Below are 21052 nucleotides of genomic sequence, written 5' to 3'. Positions count from 1 at the left end.
GGGTATAACAAATAAGGAATCTGTCCCATGTCGGAGCAAGCCGATACCAGCGAAATGCTGGTTACCCTTACGGCGGACATAGTCGCCGCCCATGTCAGCAACAATAGCGTCGCGATCTCGGATCTTTCGGTGCTTATCAATAATGTGCACGCGGCCCTGTCGGGCCTCGGCACGCAGGTGGTCGAAGAAGAGAAGCCGGTTCCGGCGGTTTCGATCCGTACGTCAGTGAAGCCGGACTTCATCACCTGTCTCGAAGACGGCAAGAAGCTCAAGATGCTGCGTCGTCATTTGATGACGCATTATGGCATGACCCCCGACGACTATCGCGCGAAGTGGGGCCTTCCCGCCGACTATCCGATGGTCGCCCCCAATTATGCCGAAAAGCGCCGCGCGCTGGCCAAGGAAATCGGCCTCGGCACCAAGGGCCGCGGCGGTGGTCGCAAGCCCAAGGCCAAGAAAGCGGCCTGACGCTTTTCGAAACTTGGCCCGCCAGGGCAGGTAAGGGCGGTGCCGCAAGGCGCCGCCCTTGTCCTATGCGCGGGCCGTGCCTATACATAAATGCAGAAGAACGACACGGCTGCATATTGCAGGAAAGGCCTCCATGTCCGGTACCATCGACCTCGAAGCTCTGTGCCACGAAAAGGGGCTGCGCATCACCGAGCAGCGCCGCATCATCGCGCGGGTGATTTCGGATTCCGAAGATCACCCCGATGTCGAGACACTCTATGAGCGCGCGTCCAAGCTCGACAGCGGCATCTCGATCGCGACCGTCTACCGGACCGTCCGCCTGTTCGAAGAGGCGGGCATCCTCGACCGCCATGATTTCGGCGACGGCCGCTCGCGCTACGAAGCCGCGCCCGAGGCGCATCACGACCATCTGATCGACGTCGAAACGGGCAAGGTGATCGAATTCGTCGACCCCGAACTCGAGGCGTTGCAGAAGGTGATCGCCGAACGACTGGGTTTCCGCCTCGTCGACCATCGCATGGAGCTTTACGGTGTCTCCCTCGCTCGCGACAAGGGCTGACGCCGCCCGCATCACCTGGCGCACGGTCGCGCGTCTCGCCCTGATGGTGCTGACGCTGCTGTTCCTGATCGTTCCGCATCTTTGCTACCGCGCCGTCGGCCGCCCGTCGCCGATGGTCATGGCGTTCCTCAATGCCGTCGGCTGGATCGCCGGGCTGCGCATCCGCACCACCGGCACGCGGTTGCGCCGCGACGTCCTGTTCGTGTCGAACCATGTCAGCTGGCTCGACATCCTCGCGCTCGGCGGCGCCGCGCGCTCGGCCTTCGTGTCGAAGGCCGAGGTCGAAACCACACCGCTCGTCGGCTGGCTCGCCGACCAGAACAAGACGATCTATGTCCAGCGCGAGGCGAAGCGCGAAATCCACAGTCAGGCAAATAGCTTGCGCGCGGCGCTCGCGCGCGGCCGCCCGGTGACGCTGTTTCCCGAGGGCACGACCGGCCCCGGCGACGGCCTGCTGCCCTTTCGCGCCTCGCTGTTCCAGGCCATCGTCCCGACCCCGCCGAACCTGCGCGTCCAGCCGGTCTTCCTCGACTATGGCGCACAGGCCAGCGACATCGCGTGGCTCGATCCCGAATCGGGGCTCGACAATTTTAAACGGTTGCTCGCGCGCAAGCGACCGATCCCGCTGACCATCCATTATCTCGGTCCGCTGCCCGACCATGTCGAGCAGGACCGCAAGGCGATCAACGAGGCTGCGCGCGCCGCGATCGCCGCCGAAATCGCGGCGACCGTGCGCCCTTCCGCCGCGTTGCGGCATCGCCTATAGCGCGCCGATGAAATCCGACTCTCCGAAAACCTTCCACGTCAAATCCTTCGGCTGCCAGATGAACGTCTATGACGGCGAGCGCATGGCCGAGATGCTGGGCGCCGAGGGCTATGTGCCCGCCGCCGACGGGGCCGATGCCGATCTGGTCGTGCTCAACACCTGCCACATCCGCGAGAAGGCGGCCGAGAAGGTCTATTCGGACATCGGCCGGCTGAAGCGCGCGGACGGCAGCACGCCGACGATCGCCGTCGCGGGCTGCGTCGCGCAGGCCGAGGGCGCCGAGATCGCGCGCCGCGCGCCCAGCGTCGACGTCGTCGTCGGCCCGCAGGCCTATCACCGCCTGCCCGAGCTGATCGCGAAGGCGGCGAAGGGCGAAAAGGCGATCGACCTCGACATGCCGCTCGAAAGCAAGTTCGGCGCGCTGCCGGGGCGCGCCGGCGGCCAGCGCCCGACCGCCTTCCTGACCGTGCAGGAGGGCTGCGACAAATTCTGCACCTATTGCGTCGTGCCCTATACGCGCGGCGCCGAGATCAGCCGGCCCTTCGCCGACCTGATCGCCGAGGCGTGCGCGCTCGTCGCGGGCGGGGTGCGCGAAATCACGCTGCTCGGGCAGAACGTCAACGCGTGGGACGGCGAGGACGACAGGGGCCGGGCGATCGGCCTCGACGGGCTGATCCGCGAACTCGCGAAAGAGGACGGGCTCGAGCGCATCCGTTACACGACGAGCCATCCGAACGACATGACCGACGGGCTGATCGCCGCGCATGGCGAGATCGACAAGCTGATGCCCTTCCTCCACCTGCCGGTGCAGGCGGGCAGCGACCGCATCCTCGCCGCGATGAACCGCAGCCACAGCGTCGACAGCTACCTCCGCGTCATCGAGCGCGTCCGCGCGGCGCGCCCCGACATCGCCATTTCGGGCGACTTCATCGTCGGTTTCCCTGGCGAGACCGAGGCGGATTTCGAAGCCACGCTCGATATCGTCCGCGCCACCAATTATGCGATGGCGTACAGCTTCAAATATTCGCGCCGCCCCGGCACGCCCGCCGCGACGATGGACGGGCAGATCGACGAAGCGGTCATGAACGACCGGCTCCAGCGGCTGCAGGCCCTGCTCAACGAACAGCAGCACGCGTTCAACGCCGCCACGGTCGGCCGGTCGACGCGGTTGCTGCTCGAACGCAAGGGCAAGCACGACGGCCAGCTGATCGGCAAGTCGCCCTGGCTGCAATCGGTGCATCTCGTCGCACCGGGGCTGGCCATCGGCGACATGGTCGATGTAGAGATAATCTCGGCTGGTCCGAACAGTCTGGGCGCAATGGTGCGCCAATTGCAGGAGGCTTGATGTCCAAACGCCCGCTCGCCGCAGCGCCCGCCGAACCCGGCGATCGCGTCCGATTGACGGCCGAGTTTGAAAGGACACAGCTTCTCGGTATCCTCTTCGGCGAATTCGACCGCAACCTCGTGGCGATCGAAAACCGCCTCGGCGTCTATATCTCGGCGCGCGGCAACCGCGTCCAGATCGAGGGCGAGGCCGAAGCCGCCGCGCGCGCGCGCGACGTGCTCGTCGACCTCTACAATCGCGCCGAACAGGGGCAGGAGGTCGACGCCGGCACGGTCGACGGGGTGATCGCGATGTCCGCGCAGCCGACGCTCGACGGCATCATCCGCCACGACACCAACGCCGCGCCGCCGATCATGATCCGCACGCGCAAGAAGACGATTGTCCCGCGCGCGCCGTCGCAGGTCCCCTATATGCAGGCGCTGGCGCGCGACGACGTGATTTTCGCGCTCGGCCCCGCGGGCACGGGCAAGACCTATCTCGCGGTCGCGCAGGCGGTTGCGCAGCTGATCACCGGCAGCGTCCAGCGCCTGATCCTGTCGCGCCCCGCGGTCGAGGCCGGCGAGAAATTGGGCTTCCTGCCCGGCGACATGAAGGAAAAGGTCGATCCCTATCTGCGCCCGCTCTACGACGCCTTGCATGATTGCCTGCCCGCCGAGCAGGTCGAGCGCCGCATCGCATCGGGCGAGATCGAGATCGCGCCGCTCGCCTTCATGCGCGGGCGCACGCTCGCCGATGCCTTCATCATCCTCGACGAGGCGCAGAATACGACGATCCCGCAGATGAAGATGTTCCTGACCCGCTTCGGCATGAACAGCCGCATGGTGGTCTGCGGCGACCCCAAGCAGGTCGACCTGCCGATCCCCGCAACCTCGGGCCTCGCCGATGCGGTGGCGCGGCTCGAAGGGCTCGAAGGCATCAACGTCAGCTATTTCACCAGCGCCGACGTCGTCCGCCACCCGATCGTCGGGCGCATCGTCGATGCCTATGAGGGGCCGGGGGCTTAGCTTCCAATCTTGCGGAACGTCGCGGTCGTCGGTGTATCGTCGTCGTAGTTGAGCTCGAACTCGCGGATGCCGCGCCGCGCGGCGCCGTCGGGCCAGCGAATCTGATAGACGTTCCGGCCCCGGATTTCGGCGGGCTTGCCCGTTTCGATCTCCTTCCACCGGCAGGCGAAGCGATCCCACGGGTCGGACAGTTTGCGCGTGCAGACCTTGAAGGCGAAGGCGCTGATCAGCAGCACCTCGCCGCCGGGCGGTTCGGTTCGCACGATCACCGGCGCCGGCGGAGCATCGCCGCAACCACCGTCGGCGATGACCTTGGGCAAGCGAGGGGCGGTTCGCTCGCGATTCGCCTCGATTTCCCGCGCCAGCGCGGCTTCGGGCGGCTCGCCGACCTCCGCTTCCTCTTCCGCTTCGGGCAAGGCGTCATAGATTTCGTCGGGGCCGATGCCGAGCGCCATCAACACCTGGTCGGGCGTGCGCCGCTGCGCCTGCTCGACCAGATGGCGCTCGTAGGCCGCGAGTGGCGCGGCGTAGACGTTTGCAGGATAGCCGATCGTCACGAGATCCCGGCGCATCCGCGCGATTTCGAGCGCGGTGTTGCCAAAACGCCGCGTCGCCTCGTCGGCCTCGTCGGGCATGATGAAGAAGCCGCCGCAGCCGAGAATGTCATATTGGGGGCCGTCACCCCAGTCCGGCGCGAGATCGCCCTTCGCGACCGGCGCCTCGGCAAGTTCGGCCTCGGCGGCGATGCGCGCGTCATAATAGCCGTCGGGGTACCAGTCTTGCGGCGGGACATCGGCTTCGATCCGCTCGAGATCCGCCGCGGTCGCAGGCTCGCGCGCCTGGGCGGGCGCCGCGACCAACAGGCCGATCAGCCCCGCAAATGCCAGATGATGCATGGCAACCTCCTTTCGCGCCGCCCCGCCCGCTCAGCTTCCGGTCTTGCGGAAGGTGACGGTGGCGGAGCCACTTGGCCCGGGCGCCACCTCGCGCGTGCCCTTGCGCACCGTGCCGTCGGGCCAGCGGACCTGATAGACGAAGCGTCCCGACAGCGGCTTGGCGACGCCGGTCTCGATCTCGTTCCAGCGGCACTGGAAGCGGTCCCACGGGTCGGGCTGTCTGCGCGTGCACACTTTGAACGCAAAAGCGTTGATCATCAGCACCTCGCCCGCGGGTGGCTGGGTGACGAAGGTCACGCCCGGCGCGCGGCGTGGCCGGACGCTCGCGATCGCCGGCCTGCCGGGGGCTGGCGACGGGGCGGCGGCGGGCGGCGGCGTGCATTCGTCGAAAGCGAAGACCTCGGGGAGATCGGGCGCGTCTGCCCGCGCGGCGTTGAGCGCCCCGGCGAGCGCTTCATAGGGATCGCCCGATCCGTCGCCGCCGTCGGCGACCGCGATGCGCGCGCGCTCGAAGGCCAGCAGCGGTTCGGTATAGGCGCCGGCGGGATAGCCGAGACGGCCGAGCTGCGCGCGCAGCCGCGACGTTTCGAGCGCGGCATAGCCATAGCGCTGTAACAGCGGGTCGGAGGCGCCGGGGTCGATCTTCTGCGCATCGCAGGCGATCAGGTTGAAATCGCCGCCCGGCGTGGCGGGCCGGTCCACGGCGGGTTGCGCGGCGCGCTCGGCAGTCTCCGCCTCGGCGGCGATGCGGATGTCGTAATAGCCTTCGGGATACCAGTCTTGCTTCGGCACCGCGGTCTCGAGCGCGCGCATCGCGGCGGCTTCGTCCACCTCCTGCGCCGCAGCGGTCGCCGGGTCCGCGAGCAACAGCAAGGCGGCAAGCGTCCGGCCGCCCATGCTCAGCTCCCCGTTTTCTTGAACGTCACGGTCACCACGGCGTCCTCATCCTCAAAATCGGGAATGATCTCGCGCGTGCCCTTGCGCAGCGTGCCATCGGGCCATTTGACCTGATAGACATAGCGGCCCGACAGCGGCTTCGCGATGCCGGTTTCGATCTCGTTCCATTTGCACTTGAAGCGGTCCCACGGATCGGGGGTCTTGCGCGTACACACCTTGAAGGCGAAGGCGTTGACCAGCAGCACCTCGCCGCCCGGCGGGCTGGTCTTGACGATCACCCCGGCGCCTTCGCCGGCGCCGCAGCCGCCTTCTTCGGCTACGATCGGCAGGCGCGGCGCGATCCGCTTGCGGTTCGCTTCGATGGCCGCGATGAATTTATACCCGGGTGAATCCTCGAACTCGCCGACGTCGGGCGGGGGTGGTTCGTCCTCGGCGGGCATGACCATTCCCGACGCGACCTGCACCTCCCGTTCGCTCAGCCGCGCCGATTCGGCGATGCGCGCGCGCTCATAGGCCGCGAGCGGTTCGGCATAGACGGCGGGCGGATAACCGAGCTGTTCGAACTCGTAACGCAGCCGCGACACGTCGATCGCGATATAGCCGTAGCGCGCGAGCACCATGTCGCCGTCCGGATTGATCTCTTCGGTGCCGCAATCGATGATGTCGTATCTCTTGCCCTGGCCGTCTCCCCAATCGAAGAGGATCTCGTCCTTCTTGCGCGGGCTCTCGGCGCGCTGCCCCTCGGCGGCGATGCGGATGTCGTAATAGCCCTCGGGATACCAGCTCTGCGGCGGCACCTTCGCCTCGATCGCCTTGAGCGCGGCGGCGTCGAGCGGCTGCTGTGCCGCCGTCGCGGCGGGCAACGCCAGCGCCGCGAGCGTCGCGATCATCCGGGTTCGCATCATCCATCCTCCTGTTTCAGCCGCCGCGGCCCGCCGAGCCACGCCGCGATGAGCAGCGCCGCGCTCGCGGCGATCAACGCCCATGCGCCGCCGAGCAGCAGCTTGACGCGCCCGATCGATCCGGCGGTCCACAGCACCGCCGGGTCATAGGCTGCGTCGATCAGCGCGTCCGACGGCAGGTCGGGGCATTCGCTCTCATAGACCAGCTTCGCGTCGGGCGTGCATTCGGTCCCGCGCACCAGCGGCGCCCCGTGCTCGCCCTCGATCACATAGCTGCTGTGCGCCCAGCCATAGGCCGCAGCCGCCGCGACGAGCAGCGCGAGCAGCACGCCCTGTACGCTGCGTTTCGTCCACCACTTCGCCTGCCCGCTGCCGATCACCCCCGCGGGGATCGCCAGCGCGACGAGCGGCGCCAGCCAGCCGATCGGCGAAGCGGGCGGCGCGAGCCCGCCGAACCACGCCGCGAATAGCAGCAGCGCCAGCACCGCGCCGCCCGTGCCCGCGCGCACCAGCGCATTGTTCCAGCTGAGCTTCGCGGCGCCGCGCGGCCCCGCCGAGCGATAGTCGCGTGCGTCGGTGACGCCCGTCACCAGCTGGCTCACCACATCGCCCAGCCGCGCGATATGATCCTCGACGGGCGGCGACAGCGCGTCGAGCCAGTGCGGCACGCTCATGAAATATTCGAGGCTGCGTTCGGGGACGACATCCTCGATGCGGAACGGGATGATCGGCAGGCCCAGGTGCACCGCGCGCTCGACCTCGCGCAAAATCTGCGGCGAGGTGTTGGCGTGGCGCGAAAAGACGAGCACGAAGACGCGCGCGTCCTTCAGCCCGTTGATGATCGCCTCGCCCCATTCGGTGCCGGGCAGGATGTCGCGCGGCGCGACCCAGCAGCGATGCCCGCGCTCTTCGAGCAGCGCACACACCATGTTGGCGACGGTGCGATCCTTCGACGAATAGCTGATGAAAACCTCGGCCGTCATCGGCGCGTCCCCCCATCGCGATCATGCCGCGCGGGGAAGGGGAGGGCAATGGCTGAGTGATCCTCCCCATCGCAAGTCGATGGGAGGATCGTTCCATTGCGCGAACGACTCGCATTATCATAAAGCTTGACCCCCGCGCTTCATGCTCCTAGAGCGCCGCTATTGCGAGTCACTCGCAAACTGCAAGGGGAAGACAATTGAAGATCCAGGGTTCGCCGTCCGTCCACCGTCTCGCCGCGGGCACCGCGCTCGGCCTCGCGCTCGCCGTGACCGCCGCGCCCGCAATGGCGCAGGACAATGACGGCGAATATTGGGCGCTGCGCAAGAACCAGATCGTCGTCACCGCGACGCGCACCGAAGTGAAGGCCGAGGATGTGCCGCTCACCGTCTCGCTGATCACCGAAGAGCAGATCGCGAACGAACTCGCGACCGACATCCGCGACCTCATCCGCTTCGAGCCCGGCGTCAGCGTCCAGCGCCAGCCCGCGCGCTTCGGCGCTGCGCTGGGCGCCACGGGCCGCGCGGGCAACGACAGCTTCAACATCCGCGGTATCGGCGGCAACCGGGTGCTGATCCAGGTCGATGGCGTGCGCGTCCCCGACGGCTTCGCCTTCGGCGCGCAGGCGTCGGGCCGCGGCGACTATGTCGACCTCGGCCTCGTCAAGTCGGTCGAGATCCTGCGCGGCCCCTCGTCGGCGCTCTACGGCAGCGACGGCCTCGCGGGCGCGGTCAGCTTCGTCACCAGCGATCCCGAAGATTTCCTGACTGGCGGCAAGTCGGTCGGCGGCCTCGTCCGCACGAGCTACAGCAGCGCCGACGACGAGTTCAGCGAAACCGCGATCCTTGCGGGGCGCAGCGGCGACTGGTCGGTGATGGCGGCCTATACGCGGCGCGACTGGCAGGAACTCGACAACAAGGGCACCAACGCCGGGATCGTCTTCCCGGTCGGCACCCCCGGCACCTCGGGCCTCGTCCCGGGCACCGGGCCGCAGCGCACTTTACCCAACCCGCAGGACGGCAAGTCGAACGCCGCGCTCGCGCGCATCGTCTATGATCCGGCGAACGGCCACAAGCTGCGTCTGACCGGCGAATATCTCGACACGCATCTCTACACCGAGGGGCTGACCGGGGTGACCGCGACGCGCAATGCCGCGGGCGTCATCACCTCCAGCGTCGACCGCCTCGAAGGTTTCGACAGCGGCGAGCGCAAGCGCGTCTCGCTCGACTGGAGCTGGGAGGGCGAGGGCGCGATCGATTTCGCCCGCGTCGCGCTCTACTGGCAGGACGGCGAGGACAATCAATATACCGAGGAGGATCGCACCCCCGCCGCGGACCGCACGCGCCTCAACACCTTCGAGAACCGCGTGATCGGCGGCGCCGCCGACGCGCGCGCCGACTTCGCGACCGGGTCGATCTCCCACCGCCTCGTCTTCGGCGGCGACATCAGCAAGACGCGCCAGCGCGGGCTGCGCGACGGCACCGTGCCGCCCTTCGGCGAAACCTTCCCGACGCGCGCCTTCCCCAGCACCGATTTCACCCGCGCCGGCCTGTTCGTCGGCGACGAAATCTCGGTCGCCGATGGCCGGCTGCTGCTCTATCCCGCGCTGCGTTTCGACTGGTACGACCTGTCGCCCGACGACGACCCGCTGCTCCCCGCCTTTGCCGGTGCCAAGCAAGACGGCTCGCGCGTCTCGCCGAAGTTCGGCGCGGTGTTCAAGATCACCGACGAGGTCCGTCTGTTCGGCAATTATGCGACCGGCTTCAAGGCGCCCGAACCGGGGCAGGTGAACCAGTTCTTCTCGAACCTCGCCTCGGGCTATACCTCGATCCCGAACCCCGACCTGGGGCCCGAGCGCAGCCAAAGCTTCGAAGGCGGCATCCGCTTCTCGAACGACGCGATCAGCCTCGACGTCACCGCGTTCCGGTCGCGCTACAAGGATTTCATCAGCCAGGAACAAGTCAGCGGCAGCTTCACGCCCGCCGATCCGGCCATTTTCCAGTTCGTGAATCTCGATCGTGTCCGGGTCAAAGGGGCCGAGGCACGCTTCGAGGGGCGAGCGTCGTCCGGCCTCTACACGACGCTCGCCCTATCCTATGCCACGGGCGACGTGATCGAGCCCAATGGCGCGCGCAGCCCGCTGTCGACGATCGACCCGCTCAAGCTCGTCGCCGGGGTCGGCTATCGCGCGCCGGGCGGGCGCTTCGGCGGCCAGCTGATCATGACCCATGCGGCGCGCAAGGAAGCGTCGCGGACGACCGGTCTCTGTACGCCCGAATGCTTCCGCCCCGACGGTTTCACCATCCTCGACGCGACGGCCTTCGTGCGCATCGTCGACGGGCTGACGGCGCGCGCGGGCGTCTTCAACATCCTCGACAAGAAATACAGCTGGTGGAGCGACGTCCGCGGCCTCGCTTCGACCTCGCTCGTGACCGATGCCTATTCCCAGCCCGGCCGCAACGCGAGCGTGTCGCTCAGCTACCGCTTCTAACGACAAGAAGGACTGCACCGATGAAAAAATCCTATCGTTCGCTTGCCGCCGGCCTGTTGCTGCTGGGCGCCGCGCTGCCCGTCGCCGCGCTTGCCCATCCGCCGATCGCCGAGGAGGCCGCCGCCGCCAATTTCGAAGCGGACCGTGCCGACATCCTCGCGATGGCGGGCAATTACCGCGTCAGCTTCAACATGCAGGAATCGACGCGCTGGGACCCCAATTACGAAGTCCTCGAACCCAAGCGCTCGGGCGGCAACGAGGTCGTGCGCGTGATCGAGGATACGGGGCGCGTGATCCGCTTGCAGCATATGCTCGTCATCACCGGCGACGACGACAAGAGCATGATCATCAAGCATTGGCGCCAGGACTGGGAATATGAACCCGCCAAGGTGCTGGTCTATTCGGACCGCAACGCCTGGACCTGGGAAGACGTGCCCGAGCGCATGCGCACCGGCCGCTGGTCGCAGACTGTCTATCAGGTCGACGACAGCCCGCGCTACGCCGGCTGGGGCCAGTTCGAGACGCAGGCGGGCATCCGCCGCTGGCGTTCCAACTGGACCTGGCGCCCGCTCGCGCGCCGCGATGCCGTGCGCAATCCCGTCTACGACCGCTATTATTCGATCAACCGCCACCAGCCCTCGCCCGACGGCTGGGTCCATTGGCAGGACAATACCAAGATGGGGCTCAAGGACGGCAAGCTGGTCCCGATCGTCCAGGAATATGTCCTCAACACCTATATCAAATACGACCAATATGACGTGAAGGCCGCCGACGATTATTGGGCCGCCACCAAGGATTATTGGGCCGCGATCCGCGCCGAATGGGACCGCGTCGCCGCCGCCAAGGGCGGCATCGCGATCCAGGAGGAAGCGCAGACCGGGACCGTGATCAGCGGCCGCCTGCTCGAAATGGCCGACGAGATCCAGGACAGGAAGCTGACGACCGAGAAAGCGATCGCCGAGGCGAAGAAGCTGATCGAGACCAATACGCGAAAGCTCTGACGACCTTCACCATGTGAAGCCCGCAACTGCAGGGGCGGCTCCACAAGGGGCCGCCCCATTTTTGTCAAGTCGATGGCTGATGTTTCGGCCGGCGTCAGCTTAGGGTGGGAAGCGGACGTTGATCTCCCCTCCCGCATGCGGAGGGGAGATCAGTTTGATCCTTGAATGTCGCCTTTCGCCCGAAACCTGTCGGTGCGCCGCCCCTTGGCGGAACGCGGCGCCTGCGCAAGTGACGCCGCGCACGCCTATTTCTTCATCGTCCCGTCGGCGCTCCAGATGCCCGCGCCGCGCGTCGCGATGAACAGGAACAGGAAGCAATAGAGCGCGATCGTCTCGCCGCCATTGGCGATCGGGAAGGCGCCCTGGCTACCGTGCGCGACCCAATAGCCGACCGCCGACATGCCGCTGGCGACGAACGCCGCGGGGCGGGTCATCACGCCGATGACGATCATCGTCCCCGCGACCAGCTCGATCGCCCCCGCGGTCATCAGCATCGGATTCAGCGGCATCGGAAAGGGGACGGGGAAGTTCAGGAACTTCTGCACCCCGTGCGCCAGGAACAGCAGGCCGGCGACGATGCGCAGCAGCGCATAGGCCTGTTCGGTGTAGCCATCGAGAAATTTCATGAGCGATCCCCCTTGGGTTGAACGACAGGGGCGATGCTAGCGCCTCGCAGGCGGACATCAACCCATATCCCCGGCGCGAAGGGCTATACCAAAGCGGGGTTGATCTTGGCCCCGCCGGCCGGGGCAGGACGGGCGCGCCGAAAAAAATCGCCCGCCATGTCACAGACGCCGGGCGCCGCTCGTCAAGCCGGTACAATCCAAGCAAAGGAGATATGACATGACCAAGGTAACCGACCCCTATGCCGCTGCCCCGCAGTTGATGAAGCAGTGGATGGCCGTCTCGATCGCCGCGCAGAACAGCCTCGAGCCAAGCCTGATCGAACTGGTCAAGATCCGCGCGTCGATCCTCAACGGCTGCGCCAATTGCATCAACATGCACACGACCGAAGCGCGCGCGAAGGGCGAGACCGAGCAGCGCATCTACCTGCTGGCCGCCTGGCACGAGGCCCCGGTCTACACCGACCGCGAGCGGGCTGCGCTGGCCTGGACCGATGCCTTGACCACGCTGTCGCAAGGCCACACACAAAGGGCCGCCAAGGACGCGCTCGAAGCGCATTTCACGCCGGAGGAACAGGTGAACCTGACCGTGATGATCAACGTCATCAATGGCTGGAACCGTATCGCGGTCGGCTTCGACCTCTGGTACGAAAATGGCACGCTGGTGAAAGCCGCCTGATGACACCCGAGGGCATCCCGGGCGCCGCCGGCAATGCGGACGCGGCGGTCAGCTTCGACCCGCTGCGCCCGCTCCTCACGCGCGTCGCCTATCGCATGCTCGGATCGGTCGCCGATGCCGAGGATGTGGTGCAGGATGCCTTCCTCCGCTGGCTCGCCACCGACCGCAGCGCGGTGCGCGAGCCCGCGGCCTTCCTGCGGCGGACCGTGACGCGGCTCTGCCTCGACCAGATCAAGTCGGCGCGCCACCAGCGCGAGACCTATGTCGGCCCCTGGCTCCCCGACCCGCTCGTCGAGGAGGAGGAAGAGGACGACGTCACCCTGCCGCTGATGCTCGCGCTAGAACGGCTGTCGCCGCTCGAACGCGCCGCCTTCCTGCTCCACGACGTGTTCGGGGTGGGTTTTGACGAGGTCGCCAAGACGATCGATCGCGACCCCGCCGCGACACGCCAGCTCGCCGCACGCGCCCGTACCCATGTCCGCGACGCGCGCCCACGCTACAAGCTCGAGAAAGAGCAGGGGATGGAAATCGCCAACGCCTTTTTCGCCGCGTCGCGCAGTGGCGACATGGGTGCCTTGGGTGCGCTGCTCGCCGCCGATGTCGGCCTGTGGGCCGACGGCGGCGGCAAGCGCCCGGCGGCGATGGAACCCGTGCTCGGCCATGACATCGTGCTGAAGCTGCACCGCAGCCTCGCGGTGCTGTTCGGCAAATATGGTTCGACGCTCGTCCACACCGGCACGATCAACGGCCTGCCGGGCTTCGTCACCCGCGAGGCCGACGGCGAATTCCAGACCACGGCGCTCGAGATCGCGGACGGCAAGGTCACCGCCATCTATGTGATGCGCAACCCCGACAAGCTGAAGCATATGCATTAGGTGGCGACGCGGAGCGCTCCCGCCGCGACGAACAGGATCGCTGCGGCAAAGCTTGCTGCGGTGCGGACCGAGTTCCACATCGTCCATTCGCCAAGGTACCGCGTCCACAGCGCGCCGGCTTCGGGCGTACCGGTCGCCGCCGCGGCGAGCGCGTTGTTCAGCGGCACGTTGAGCGCCATCGTCACCCCGTCGCAGCCGACGACATAGAGCAAAGCGGCGGCGAGGATCAGCTTGGCATCGAGCGTGCCGAACGAGCCCAGCGACAGTGCACCGATGACGAGGCAGAGCAGCCCGGTCCCGAACAGCGCGAGCATGAATCCGGGGTTGATCACGGTGACGTTGATCGCGTTCATCGCCGTAGCGCCCTGTTCGGGCGGCAATCGCCCGAGCCCCGCCATGATGAAGTTCGAAAAGCCGAAGAATACCCCGCCGACCAGCGCGGCGCCGAACGCGGCGGCAAAGCTCAATCCGGTCACGAAATCGTCAGTCATCGTCTTCCTCCCGAAGGGTGCCGCGATCCAGGGCCATATCAAATATCGCTGTCCTACGAAATCGTGGCGCTATAGGCGTAGGCGCCGTGCTGATCGTCGAAACCCACACCGCCACACCCTGGCCCGACCCACTCGACTGGGAGGCGCGCGCCGGCGAAGCCGTCGCCGCCGCGCTGGCGCTCACCCCCTTCGCGGACCTTGCCGACGCTGCGCCGATGGTCGAGGTCGCGGTGCGCCTCACCGACGATGCCGAGGTGCAGACGCTCAACCGCGACTTCCGCGGCAAGGACAAGCCGACCAACGTCCTCTCCTTTCCGCAGGTGCAATATGACCTGCTCGAAGGGCTGGCCAACAGCGACGATGGCGAGATATTGCTCGGCGATATCGTGCTCGCGCGCGAAACCTGCGCGCGCGAGGCGGAGGAGAAGGGGATTTCGCTGGAGGATCACGCCACGCATTTGATCGTCCACGGAACGCTGCACCTCGTCGGTTACGACCATATGGACGATGCGGGCGCGGGCGCGATGGAGGCGCTCGAAGTGAAAGCGCTTGCATCGCTGGGCCTCGCCAATCCATATGCCGAGCTGGATTAACAGGGAAACGCAAGCCATCATGCCCGACGACCAGGGATCTTCGACCCGATCGGAAGACGACAGTAGATCCGGCCTGTGGGCCGGCATCCGGACATTGCTGTTCGGCGGCGACAAGGAACCGTCGCTGCGCGAGCAGATCGAAGAGGTCATCGACGAGGCCGAGGAGGAGGGGCAGGACCGGCGCGGCAGCAGCGTCGTCGGCGACCTCGCTCCCGTCGAGCGCAAGATGCTGCGCAATCTCCTGCATTTCGGCGAGCAGACGGTCGACGACGTCGCGGTGCCGCGCGGTGAGATCATCGCGATCGACGAGAGCGCGAGCTTCGAGGAGGTCGTCGCGCAATTCGCCGAGGCCGGGCACAGCCGCCTGCCGGTCTATCGCGAAAGCCTCGACGAAGTCGTCGGCATGATCCACGTCAAGGACGTCTTCGCGGTGCTGGCCGAGAAGCGCGCGCCGCCGCCGCTGATCGACCTGATCCGCCAGCCGCTCTATGTGCCGCAGTCGATGGGCGTGCTCGACCTGCTCGCCGACATGCGCGCGCAACGAACGCATCTCGCGATCGTGATCGACGAATATTCGGGCACCGAAGGCCTCGTCACGATCGAGGATCTGGTCGAGGAAATCGTCGGCGAGATCGAGGACGAGCATGACGACGAGCCCGTGCTGCTCTTCACCCGCGGCGAGGGCGGCTGCTGGGACGCCGATGCGCGCGCCGAACTCGACGATATCGGCGAAGCGATCGACGGACGGCTCGCCGAGGTCGAGGAGGATGTCGATACGCTGGGCGGCCTCGCCGCGGTGCTCGCGGGGCATGTCCCCGAAGTCGGCGAGATCCTGCTGCATCCCAGCGGCTGGCGCATCGAGGTGACCGAGGCCGACGAGCGCCGCGTCCACCGCCTGCGGCTCCACCCGCCGGTCGTCGTCGAACTCGAAGCGCCGTCGGAGACGGGCGACTAATCCGGCTTCACATTGACGACATTGTAGCGCAGCGCCTCTTCGATCGTCAGGCAGCGCCGGGTCGATTTGTCCTCCGCGGTCGCGACCGCCTTCTGCCGGTACATGATGTCGGACAAAAGGTCGCGCGACACGTCGAGGCGGATCAACAGGTCATTGTCCTCGGTCGCCATCAGCGCCGCCTCGCGTTCGACGTCGCTGATCAGTTCGGTGGTCGATTCGGCGCCCAGCGCAACGCTCGACTGGATCGTGCTCTGGTCGCCCGTCATCGTGAACATATGCACCATGAAATGCCCGCCCGGATCGATCGTCCGCGCGCGGCCGCCCATGAAGACGAAATTGCACGCGCTGAAACAGGTCCAGCCCGACGGGATGCGCGTCACCATCTGGCGCTCTTTGCTGAACTTGCGAATGAGCAGCCCTGCCGCATTGCCCGCGCGCGCATCGCCGCCCGGCGAGCGAATCCAGATCTCGCTGATCGCGGGATTGTCGTAGAGCACCTTCTCGAGCCGCGCTGGAAGCCCGCTGTCGACCCGCCCCTCGGCGAGCAGCACGGTCTCGCCGCTGCGCTGGAATGGCGTCAGCACCATCGTCTTGTAATCGGACCAGTTGGGCTTGGCCGGGCAGGTCGGATTATCGGGATCCATCCCCGGCGGGGTCGCAGCGGTGCATGCCAGCATCGCGGCGAGGCAGGCAAGTGATCTGATCCAGCGGCGCATGCGGCCATCCCCGACTGCGGCGGGCCCAGCCCGCCGATGGGCCATTTTAAGCGAGGCGCGGCGCCAAGACAATGTGTGACCGTCGTCATTGGCCGAACTTGCGGCGCCTGTCATTCGGGCCTAATCTTTGGAAAGGGGGAATCGGACATGCGTGCCGCGCTGCGACAGATATCGGCGCTCGCCGTCATCGGCGCGTTGCTGCTTGCCGGCGGCGCGGTGGCGGCCGCGGCGCAGGGCGAGGACGACAAGGCTTATGCGCCGCCGCCGGTGGCCGAGCCGCCGCTACCGGATTTTCCGGCCCGCCCGCAGCTCGATACTGCAAGCTATCCCGATTGCCGCGAAGCCTATCGAAAGATCGACGCGCCGTTCGACAAGGCGGCCGCGATCAACCGCTGCACCGTCGCGATCGACGCCTATTACAACGGCAAGATGCTGCCCTATCGCGAGGCGATGATCCGCTATCAGGATGCGCTGTCGTCGCTCTATTCGGCGAAGGTCGGCGGCAATATGCGCTATTCGGCGGCGACGCAGGACCGTTTCTACAAACAGGTCATGGCCGAGCATGCGGCGTCCGATCCCGAAGGCGCGAACCTCGCGGCCTACCGCGCGGTGGAGGCGCAATATCAGACCGACCGCGCCTATCTGGCCGACCGCTTCTGCGTCAACACCGGCTGCAACGGTTATCCCATGCCGGCCCAGGTGGCCAAGGCGTCCGATCCCGAACCTGCCGCGGAAAAGGGCAAGAAGGGCGATGCCGCCAAACAGGCGGACGCCGGCAAAGCCGTGCCCAAGAAATGCAAAAAGGCGCGCAAGCGCGGCGGCGTGATCGGCGGGCTGATCGGCAGCGTTGCGGGCAGCGCCGCGGGGCTCGACGGCGTCGGGACGGTGCTTGCGGGCGCGTTCGGCGCGGTGCTGGTCGGCGAGATCGCATGCCAGCTCGACGAAAAGGAACAGAAGGTCGCGGCCGAGGCGACCGTCGCGGTCACGAAGCAGGAAGCGGTCGGCGCGACCGCCAGCTGGACCAGTCCGACGCGCGAGGGCGTGTCGGGATCGTCGACGATCACCGCGCTCAACACCGAACCCAATGGCAGCAAATGCCTCGCGATCACCGACATCGCGATCATCGAGGGCGAGGAAACGCGCGTGTCGAAGCGCATGTGCCGCAAGAAGCCGGGCGAGCCGTATAGCATCATGGCCTGACGGCGGGCGTTGCCTTTGGCCCGCGACGGGGTTAGCGGAGGCCGGATGGACGTTTCAGGCCTCCGCATCGCGCTGTTCAGCGGCAATTACAACATGACGGTCGACGGCGCCAACAAGGCGCTCAACCGGCTCGTCGGCTATCTCTTGAGCAAGGGCGCGGCGGTGCGCGTCTATTCGCCGACCGTCGCCCACCCCGATTTCGAACCGACCGGCGACCTCGTCAGCGTGCCGTCGATGCCGATTCCGAACCGTCCCGAATATCGCATCCCGCTGCATTTCTCGGGCCGGGTGCGCGAGGATCTGACCGCCTTCGCGCCGAACATCATGCATATCTCCAGCCCCGACCGCGTCTCGCGCCAGGCCGCGGCCTGGGCGCGCCGCCGCCGGCTGCCGGTCGCCTGTTCGGTGCACACGCGCTTCGAGACCTATTTCCGCTACTATAATCTCTCGTTCGTCGAGCCGATCATCGTCGCGTGGCTACGCAAGCTCTACCGCAAATGCGACGCGCTGATCGCGCCGTCCGAAAGCTTCGCCCAGGTGCTGCGCGAGCAGCGGATGAATTACGACATCGGCATCTGGACGCGCGGGGTCGAGCGCGACGTCTTCAACCCCGGGCGCCGCGACATGCGCTGGCGCCAGAGCTGGGGGATCGCCGACGACGTGCCGGTGATCGCCTTCCTCGGGCGGCTGGTGATGGAAAAGGGGCTCGACGTCTTCGCCGATGCGATCGACCAGCTCCAGCGGCGCAAGGTCGAACATGAAGTCGTCGTGATCGGCGAGGGCCCCGCGGGCGACTGGTTCGAATCGCGCCTGCCCGATGCCAAATTCGTCGGCTTCCAGGGCGGCGAGGATCTCGCGCGCGCGCTTGCCTCGTGCGATGTCTTCTTCAACCCCTCGGTCACCGAAACCTTCGGTAATGTCACATTGGAAGCCATGGCGTGCGGGCTGCCGGTGGTCGCGGCGCGCGCGACCGGCAGCGCCAGCATCGTCAAGGACCGGGTCACCGGCTATCTGGTGTCGCCCGGATCGATCACCGGCTTCGCCGACCATCTGCAACGCTATTGCCAGGACGACATGCTGCGCGGATCGCACGGCGCGGCGGCGCTCGCCGAGAGCCACAATTACGAATGGGACGCGATCAACCAGTCGGTCGCCGACACCTATATCCGGCTGATCCGGCAAAAGCAGCGGCGGGGATAGGTCGTGGCCGGCGACCTGTTCGGCGAGGATGAGGCCCCGGCGTGGGCGGGCACGCCCGCGGCCGGCGCGCCGCTCGCCGAGCGCCTGCGTCCGAAAACATTGTCGGAGGTCGTCGGGCAGGAGCATCTGACCGGCCCTGACGGCGCGATCGGCCGCATGGTCGCCGCGGGGCAGCTGTCGTCGATGATCCTCTGGGGACCGCCGGGCACGGGCAAGACCACAATCGCGCGGCTGCTCGCCGAGGCGGTGGGCATGCGCTTCGCGCCTCTGTCGGCGGTCTTCTCGGGCGTCGCCGACCTCAAGAAGGCCTTTGCCGATGCCGAGAAGATGGCGGCGGCGGGCAAACGCACTTTACTCTTCGTCGACGAGATCCATCGCTTCAATCGCGCGCAGCAGGACGGTTTCCTGCCCTATGTCGAGCGCGGCACCGTCGTACTCGTCGGCGCGACGACCGAGAATCCCAGCTTCGCGCTCAACGCCGCGCTGCTGAGCCGCGCGCAGGTGCTCGTCCTGCGCCGCCTCGACGAGGACGCGATGGCGACCTTGCTCGATCGCGCCGAGGCCGAGGTTGGGAAACCCTTGCCGCTGACCGATGCGGCGCGCGAGGCGCTGACCGCGAGCGCCGACGGCGACGGGCGTTTCCTGCTCAACCAGGTCGAGACCTTGTTCGCGGCGGGCATCACCGAGCCGCTCGATCCAGCGGCGCTCGCGCAACTGCTGCATCGCCGCATGCCGGTCTATGACAAGGACCGCGACGGCCATTACAACCTCATTTCGGCGCTGCACAAGGCGCTGCGCGGGTCGGACCCGCAGGCCGCGCTCTATTATATGGCGCGCATGCTCGTCGCGGGCGAGGAGCCACTCTATGTGCTGCGCCGCCTCGTGCGCTTCGCGAGCGAGGATGTCGGGCTCGCCGACCCGCAGGCGCTGGTGCAATGCCTCGCCGCGAAGGACGCCTACCAGTTCTTGGGCTCGCCCGAGGGCGAACTCGCGATCGTGCAGGCGTGCCTCTATCTCGCCACCGCGCCCAAATCGAACGCGGCCTATGCCGCGCAAAAGGCAGCCTTCGCCTCGGCGCGCGACACCGGCAGCCTCGCGCCGCCCGCGAACATCCTCAACGCCCCGACCAAGCTGATGAAGGAGCTCGGCTACGGCGCGGGTTACGAATATGACCATGACGCCGAGGGCGGTTTTTCGGGTGCCGATTACTGGCCCGAGGAGATGGGACCGCAGACCTATTACCGACCGACCGACCGCGGCTTCGAAAAGCGCATCGCCGAACGCCTCACCTGGTGGGATGAGCAGCGGAAAGCGCGCGGCTGACGGCGGTTCTGGGGTGATAGACCGCCATGGCATTCTTTCTTCCCGGGTTTGGATCCGGTCGGCGCGAAGGCCGCGTGACATTCCAAAGTTCAGTAAAGTTCAGCCCTGTGCGCGCCCCGATTTGGACCTTGCGACCCGCGAGACACGTCCAGCGCGGCGCGCCGGGCAGCGACCGCTTTTGTCCAGCAAATGAACGAGTCGGATGAAGGCTGGCACAGCCGAATAATGTAGGAAAGGCTTTTTTAAGGCGATGCTCGCTTTAAGGCGGCGCCCGCTTGCTTCGCTCCGGGCTTGGCCGTAGCAATCGCGCATTGGGTCGCTCCACGTCCGGGAACCAAGCATGTCACTGACCCTCGCGCTTGCCGTCCTAACGACCCCTGTCATCTCCTGCCCCAGCGGCAGCATCGAAAGTGAATGCAGCCGCGCGGACGTCGCCAAGAAGATCGCGCTCGCGCCAGACCGCATCGCCAAGATTGCCGACACCTGCCTCTATGATTTCGGCGGCCGCTGCGGCGTCGAGGCGAGCGGGCGGATCGAAGTGCCCGAGCGCGGCGGCCCGCTCTTGTGGCAAAAGGCGTCGCTTGCGCCGCGCGACGGGCCGGGGGCGTGGATGGTCGTGGTCGTCGCGCGCGATGCGACAGGCAAGGCGTCGCTCGCGGGGTTTGCCGAAAGCTCGGGATCGATCGGTACGCCCGACCTCGTCGCCAGCGACGGGACACGAAGCCTCGTCCATATCACCGGCACGCTCGCGGGCAGCGGCAGCGGCAACGCCGATGCCTTGTTCATGGGCGAGGGCGACCAGGCGACCTGGGGACAGGTCGATATGGAGGGCTGGTACGACGACGGCAGCAAGATGCTGCCCAAGGGCTATTGGCTGCGCGGTCCGGCCAAGTTCATCTTCGCAGAAATGATGGCGGTGATCCCGGTCGCGCGCGACGGCGACGGAAATTGCTGCCCGCGCGGCGGGCAGGGGCTGTTCGACCTCGAGATCAAGGAGGGCAGGCTGGTCCTCACCGGCATGCGCTTCCAGCCGATGCAGCCCGTCGGCGACAGCGTCGAATATCCCGCGCCGAGCGAGTAGGAGGGG

Annotated in this window: 22 protein-coding genes; 15 read left to right on the top strand and 7 right to left on the bottom strand. The window is 67.0% G+C overall.

Annotated elements, in window-relative coordinates:
- Positions 1-27: 27 nt before the first annotated feature.
- The 5 genes from AC1RNQ_RS06440 (at position 28) to AC1RNQ_RS06420 (ending at position 4142) form a co-directional block, all read left to right on the top strand.
- Complete coding sequence (locus AC1RNQ_RS06440) at positions 28-468, top strand: Ros/MucR family transcriptional regulator (RefSeq protein ID WP_493169821.1); 441 nt, start codon at positions 28-30, stop codon at positions 466-468.
- Between the two features lie 133 nt (positions 469-601).
- Positions 602-1027, top strand: coding sequence for a Fur family transcriptional regulator (locus AC1RNQ_RS06435; protein WP_493169820.1), 426 nt, complete (start codon positions 602-604; stop codon positions 1025-1027).
- The gene (locus AC1RNQ_RS06430) at positions 999-1793 is read left to right on the top strand and encodes a lysophospholipid acyltransferase family protein (protein WP_493169818.1); all 795 of its coding nucleotides are present in this window, start codon (positions 999-1001) and stop codon (positions 1791-1793) included. The genes AC1RNQ_RS06435 and AC1RNQ_RS06430 overlap by 29 nt, the downstream gene beginning before the upstream one ends.
- Positions 1794-1800: 7 nt before the next feature.
- Positions 1801-3138, top strand: a complete 1338-nt coding sequence (gene miaB, locus AC1RNQ_RS06425; protein WP_493169816.1) for a tRNA (N6-isopentenyl adenosine(37)-C2)-methylthiotransferase MiaB — start codon at positions 1801-1803, stop codon at positions 3136-3138.
- Entirely contained in the window at positions 3138-4142 is a 1005-nt protein-coding gene (locus AC1RNQ_RS06420; RefSeq protein WP_493169815.1) for a PhoH family protein, read from the top strand. Before miaB ends, AC1RNQ_RS06420 begins: the two co-directional genes overlap by 1 nt.
- On the opposite strand, the gene AC1RNQ_RS06415 is transcribed toward AC1RNQ_RS06420, so the two are convergent.
- The 4 genes from AC1RNQ_RS06415 to AC1RNQ_RS06400 are packed head-to-tail and all read right to left on the bottom strand — an operon-like array spanning position 4139 to position 7820.
- Entirely contained in the window at positions 4139-5038 is a 900-nt protein-coding gene (locus tag AC1RNQ_RS06415) for a hypothetical protein (RefSeq protein WP_493169813.1), read from the bottom strand. The two genes, AC1RNQ_RS06420 and AC1RNQ_RS06415, sit on opposite strands and share 4 nt — an antisense overlap.
- A gap of 30 nt (positions 5039-5068) precedes the next feature.
- Positions 5069-5935, bottom strand: coding sequence for a hypothetical protein (locus AC1RNQ_RS06410; RefSeq protein ID WP_493169812.1), 867 nt, complete (start codon positions 5933-5935; stop codon positions 5069-5071).
- A gap of 2 nt (positions 5936-5937) precedes the next feature.
- Positions 5938-6840, bottom strand: a complete 903-nt coding sequence (locus AC1RNQ_RS06405) for a hypothetical protein (RefSeq protein ID WP_493169810.1) — start codon at positions 6838-6840, stop codon at positions 5938-5940.
- The gene (locus AC1RNQ_RS06400; protein ID WP_493169808.1) at positions 6837-7820 is read right to left on the bottom strand and encodes a toll/interleukin-1 receptor domain-containing protein; all 984 of its coding nucleotides are present in this window, start codon (positions 7818-7820) and stop codon (positions 6837-6839) included. Before AC1RNQ_RS06400 ends, AC1RNQ_RS06405 begins: the two co-directional genes overlap by 4 nt.
- Positions 7821-8017: 197 nt before the next feature.
- On the opposite strand from AC1RNQ_RS06400, the gene AC1RNQ_RS06395 reads away from it, so the two are divergent.
- A complete protein-coding gene (locus tag AC1RNQ_RS06395; protein WP_493169807.1) occupies positions 8018-10309 on the top strand; it encodes a TonB-dependent hemoglobin/transferrin/lactoferrin family receptor in 2292 nt (763 codons plus the stop codon).
- 20 nt (positions 10310-10329) lie between these two features.
- Positions 10330-11310 (top strand): DUF6607 family protein, encoded by a 981-nt coding sequence (locus AC1RNQ_RS06390; RefSeq protein ID WP_493169805.1) that lies wholly within the window; start codon positions 10330-10332, stop codon positions 11308-11310.
- A gap of 245 nt (positions 11311-11555) precedes the next feature.
- On the opposite strand, the gene AC1RNQ_RS06385 is transcribed toward AC1RNQ_RS06390, so the two are convergent.
- Positions 11556-11936, bottom strand: coding sequence for a DoxX family protein (locus tag AC1RNQ_RS06385; RefSeq protein ID WP_493169803.1), 381 nt, complete (start codon positions 11934-11936; stop codon positions 11556-11558).
- 217 nt (positions 11937-12153) lie between these two features.
- On the opposite strand from AC1RNQ_RS06385, the gene AC1RNQ_RS06380 reads away from it, so the two are divergent.
- Both AC1RNQ_RS06380 and AC1RNQ_RS06375 read left to right on the top strand, forming a co-directional pair.
- Positions 12154-12612, top strand: coding sequence for a carboxymuconolactone decarboxylase family protein (locus AC1RNQ_RS06380; RefSeq protein WP_493169802.1), 459 nt, complete (start codon positions 12154-12156; stop codon positions 12610-12612).
- Positions 12612-13487 carry a sigma-70 family RNA polymerase sigma factor gene (locus AC1RNQ_RS06375; RefSeq protein WP_493169801.1) on the top strand — a complete coding sequence of 292 codons (876 nt, stop codon included), beginning with the start codon at positions 12612-12614 and terminating at the stop codon, positions 13485-13487. The genes AC1RNQ_RS06380 and AC1RNQ_RS06375 overlap by 1 nt, the downstream gene beginning before the upstream one ends.
- Here AC1RNQ_RS06375 and AC1RNQ_RS06370 read toward each other — a convergent pair.
- Complete coding sequence (locus AC1RNQ_RS06370) at positions 13484-13978, bottom strand: anthrone oxygenase family protein (RefSeq protein WP_493169799.1); 495 nt, start codon at positions 13976-13978, stop codon at positions 13484-13486. The genes AC1RNQ_RS06375 and AC1RNQ_RS06370 overlap by 4 nt on opposite strands.
- An 86-nt stretch (positions 13979-14064) precedes the next feature.
- Here AC1RNQ_RS06370 and ybeY point away from each other — a divergent pair, with 86 nt between their 5' ends.
- Complete coding sequence (ybeY, locus tag AC1RNQ_RS06365) at positions 14065-14571, top strand: rRNA maturation RNase YbeY (protein WP_493169798.1); 507 nt, start codon at positions 14065-14067, stop codon at positions 14569-14571.
- Positions 14572-14590: 19 nt separating this feature from the next.
- A complete protein-coding gene (locus tag AC1RNQ_RS06360) occupies positions 14591-15526 on the top strand; it encodes a hemolysin family protein (RefSeq protein WP_493169797.1) in 936 nt (311 codons plus the stop codon).
- On the opposite strand, the gene AC1RNQ_RS06355 is transcribed toward AC1RNQ_RS06360, so the two are convergent.
- Entirely contained in the window at positions 15523-16242 is a 720-nt protein-coding gene (locus AC1RNQ_RS06355; RefSeq protein WP_493169796.1) for a COG3904 family protein, read from the bottom strand. The two genes, AC1RNQ_RS06360 and AC1RNQ_RS06355, sit on opposite strands and share 4 nt — an antisense overlap.
- A gap of 147 nt (positions 16243-16389) precedes the next feature.
- On the opposite strand from AC1RNQ_RS06355, the gene AC1RNQ_RS06350 reads away from it, so the two are divergent.
- The 4 genes from AC1RNQ_RS06350 (at position 16390) to AC1RNQ_RS06335 (ending at position 21046) form a co-directional block, all read left to right on the top strand.
- Positions 16390-17442: a hypothetical protein gene (locus AC1RNQ_RS06350; RefSeq protein ID WP_493169795.1), complete on the top strand. Its 1053-nt coding sequence runs from the start codon at positions 16390-16392 to the stop codon at positions 17440-17442.
- A gap of 45 nt (positions 17443-17487) precedes the next feature.
- Positions 17488-18642 (top strand): glycosyltransferase family 4 protein, encoded by a 1155-nt coding sequence (locus AC1RNQ_RS06345; protein WP_493169793.1) that lies wholly within the window; start codon positions 17488-17490, stop codon positions 18640-18642.
- A gap of 3 nt (positions 18643-18645) precedes the next feature.
- Positions 18646-19965, top strand: coding sequence for a replication-associated recombination protein A (locus tag AC1RNQ_RS06340; RefSeq protein ID WP_493169792.1), 1320 nt, complete (start codon positions 18646-18648; stop codon positions 19963-19965).
- Positions 19966-20305: 340 nt separating this feature from the next.
- Positions 20306-21046 carry a hypothetical protein gene (locus AC1RNQ_RS06335; RefSeq protein WP_493169791.1) on the top strand — a complete coding sequence of 247 codons (741 nt, stop codon included), beginning with the start codon at positions 20306-20308 and terminating at the stop codon, positions 21044-21046.
- The last annotated feature ends 6 nt before the right edge of the window (positions 21047-21052 follow it).

Source organism: Sphingopyxis sp. GW821-FHT12F08 (assembly GCF_058806755.1).
Note: the sequence above shows the minus strand (reverse complement) of the source record. Positions and strands in the feature narration are given on the sequence as shown.

Excerpts from the sequence above, each read along its gene's own strand:
- AC1RNQ_RS06355 (WP_493169796.1), bottom strand. The coding sequence starts at position 16,242 with ATGCGCCGCTGGATCAGATCACTTGCCTGCCTCGCCGCGATGCTGGCA.
- AC1RNQ_RS06375 (WP_493169801.1), top strand. The coding sequence starts at position 12,612 with ATGACACCCGAGGGCATCCCGGGCGCCGCCGGCAATGCGGACGCGGCG.
- AC1RNQ_RS06335 (WP_493169791.1), top strand. The coding sequence starts at position 20,306 with ATGTCACTGACCCTCGCGCTTGCCGTCCTAACGACCCCTGTCATCTCC.
- AC1RNQ_RS06345 (WP_493169793.1), top strand. The coding sequence starts at position 17,488 with ATGGACGTTTCAGGCCTCCGCATCGCGCTGTTCAGCGGCAATTACAAC.
- AC1RNQ_RS06380 (WP_493169802.1), top strand. The coding sequence starts at position 12,154 with ATGACCAAGGTAACCGACCCCTATGCCGCTGCCCCGCAGTTGATGAAG.
- AC1RNQ_RS06410 (WP_493169812.1), bottom strand. The coding sequence starts at position 5,935 with ATGGGCGGCCGGACGCTTGCCGCCTTGCTGTTGCTCGCGGACCCGGCG.
- AC1RNQ_RS06400 (WP_493169808.1), bottom strand. The coding sequence starts at position 7,820 with ATGACGGCCGAGGTTTTCATCAGCTATTCGTCGAAGGATCGCACCGTC.
- AC1RNQ_RS06405 (WP_493169810.1), bottom strand. The coding sequence starts at position 6,840 with ATGATGCGAACCCGGATGATCGCGACGCTCGCGGCGCTGGCGTTGCCC.
- AC1RNQ_RS06370 (WP_493169799.1), bottom strand. The coding sequence starts at position 13,978 with ATGACTGACGATTTCGTGACCGGATTGAGCTTTGCCGCCGCGTTCGGC.
- AC1RNQ_RS06420 (WP_493169815.1), top strand. The coding sequence starts at position 3,138 with ATGTCCAAACGCCCGCTCGCCGCAGCGCCCGCCGAACCCGGCGATCGC.
- AC1RNQ_RS06360 (WP_493169797.1), top strand. The coding sequence starts at position 14,591 with ATGCCCGACGACCAGGGATCTTCGACCCGATCGGAAGACGACAGTAGA.
- AC1RNQ_RS06385 (WP_493169803.1), bottom strand. The coding sequence starts at position 11,936 with ATGAAATTTCTCGATGGCTACACCGAACAGGCCTATGCGCTGCTGCGC.
- AC1RNQ_RS06435 (WP_493169820.1), top strand. The coding sequence starts at position 602 with ATGTCCGGTACCATCGACCTCGAAGCTCTGTGCCACGAAAAGGGGCTG.
- AC1RNQ_RS06440 (WP_493169821.1), top strand. The coding sequence starts at position 28 with ATGTCGGAGCAAGCCGATACCAGCGAAATGCTGGTTACCCTTACGGCG.
- miaB (WP_493169816.1), top strand. The coding sequence starts at position 1,801 with ATGAAATCCGACTCTCCGAAAACCTTCCACGTCAAATCCTTCGGCTGC.
- AC1RNQ_RS06350 (WP_493169795.1), top strand. The coding sequence starts at position 16,390 with ATGCGTGCCGCGCTGCGACAGATATCGGCGCTCGCCGTCATCGGCGCG.
- AC1RNQ_RS06415 (WP_493169813.1), bottom strand. The coding sequence starts at position 5,038 with ATGCATCATCTGGCATTTGCGGGGCTGATCGGCCTGTTGGTCGCGGCG.
- AC1RNQ_RS06390 (WP_493169805.1), top strand. The coding sequence starts at position 10,330 with ATGAAAAAATCCTATCGTTCGCTTGCCGCCGGCCTGTTGCTGCTGGGC.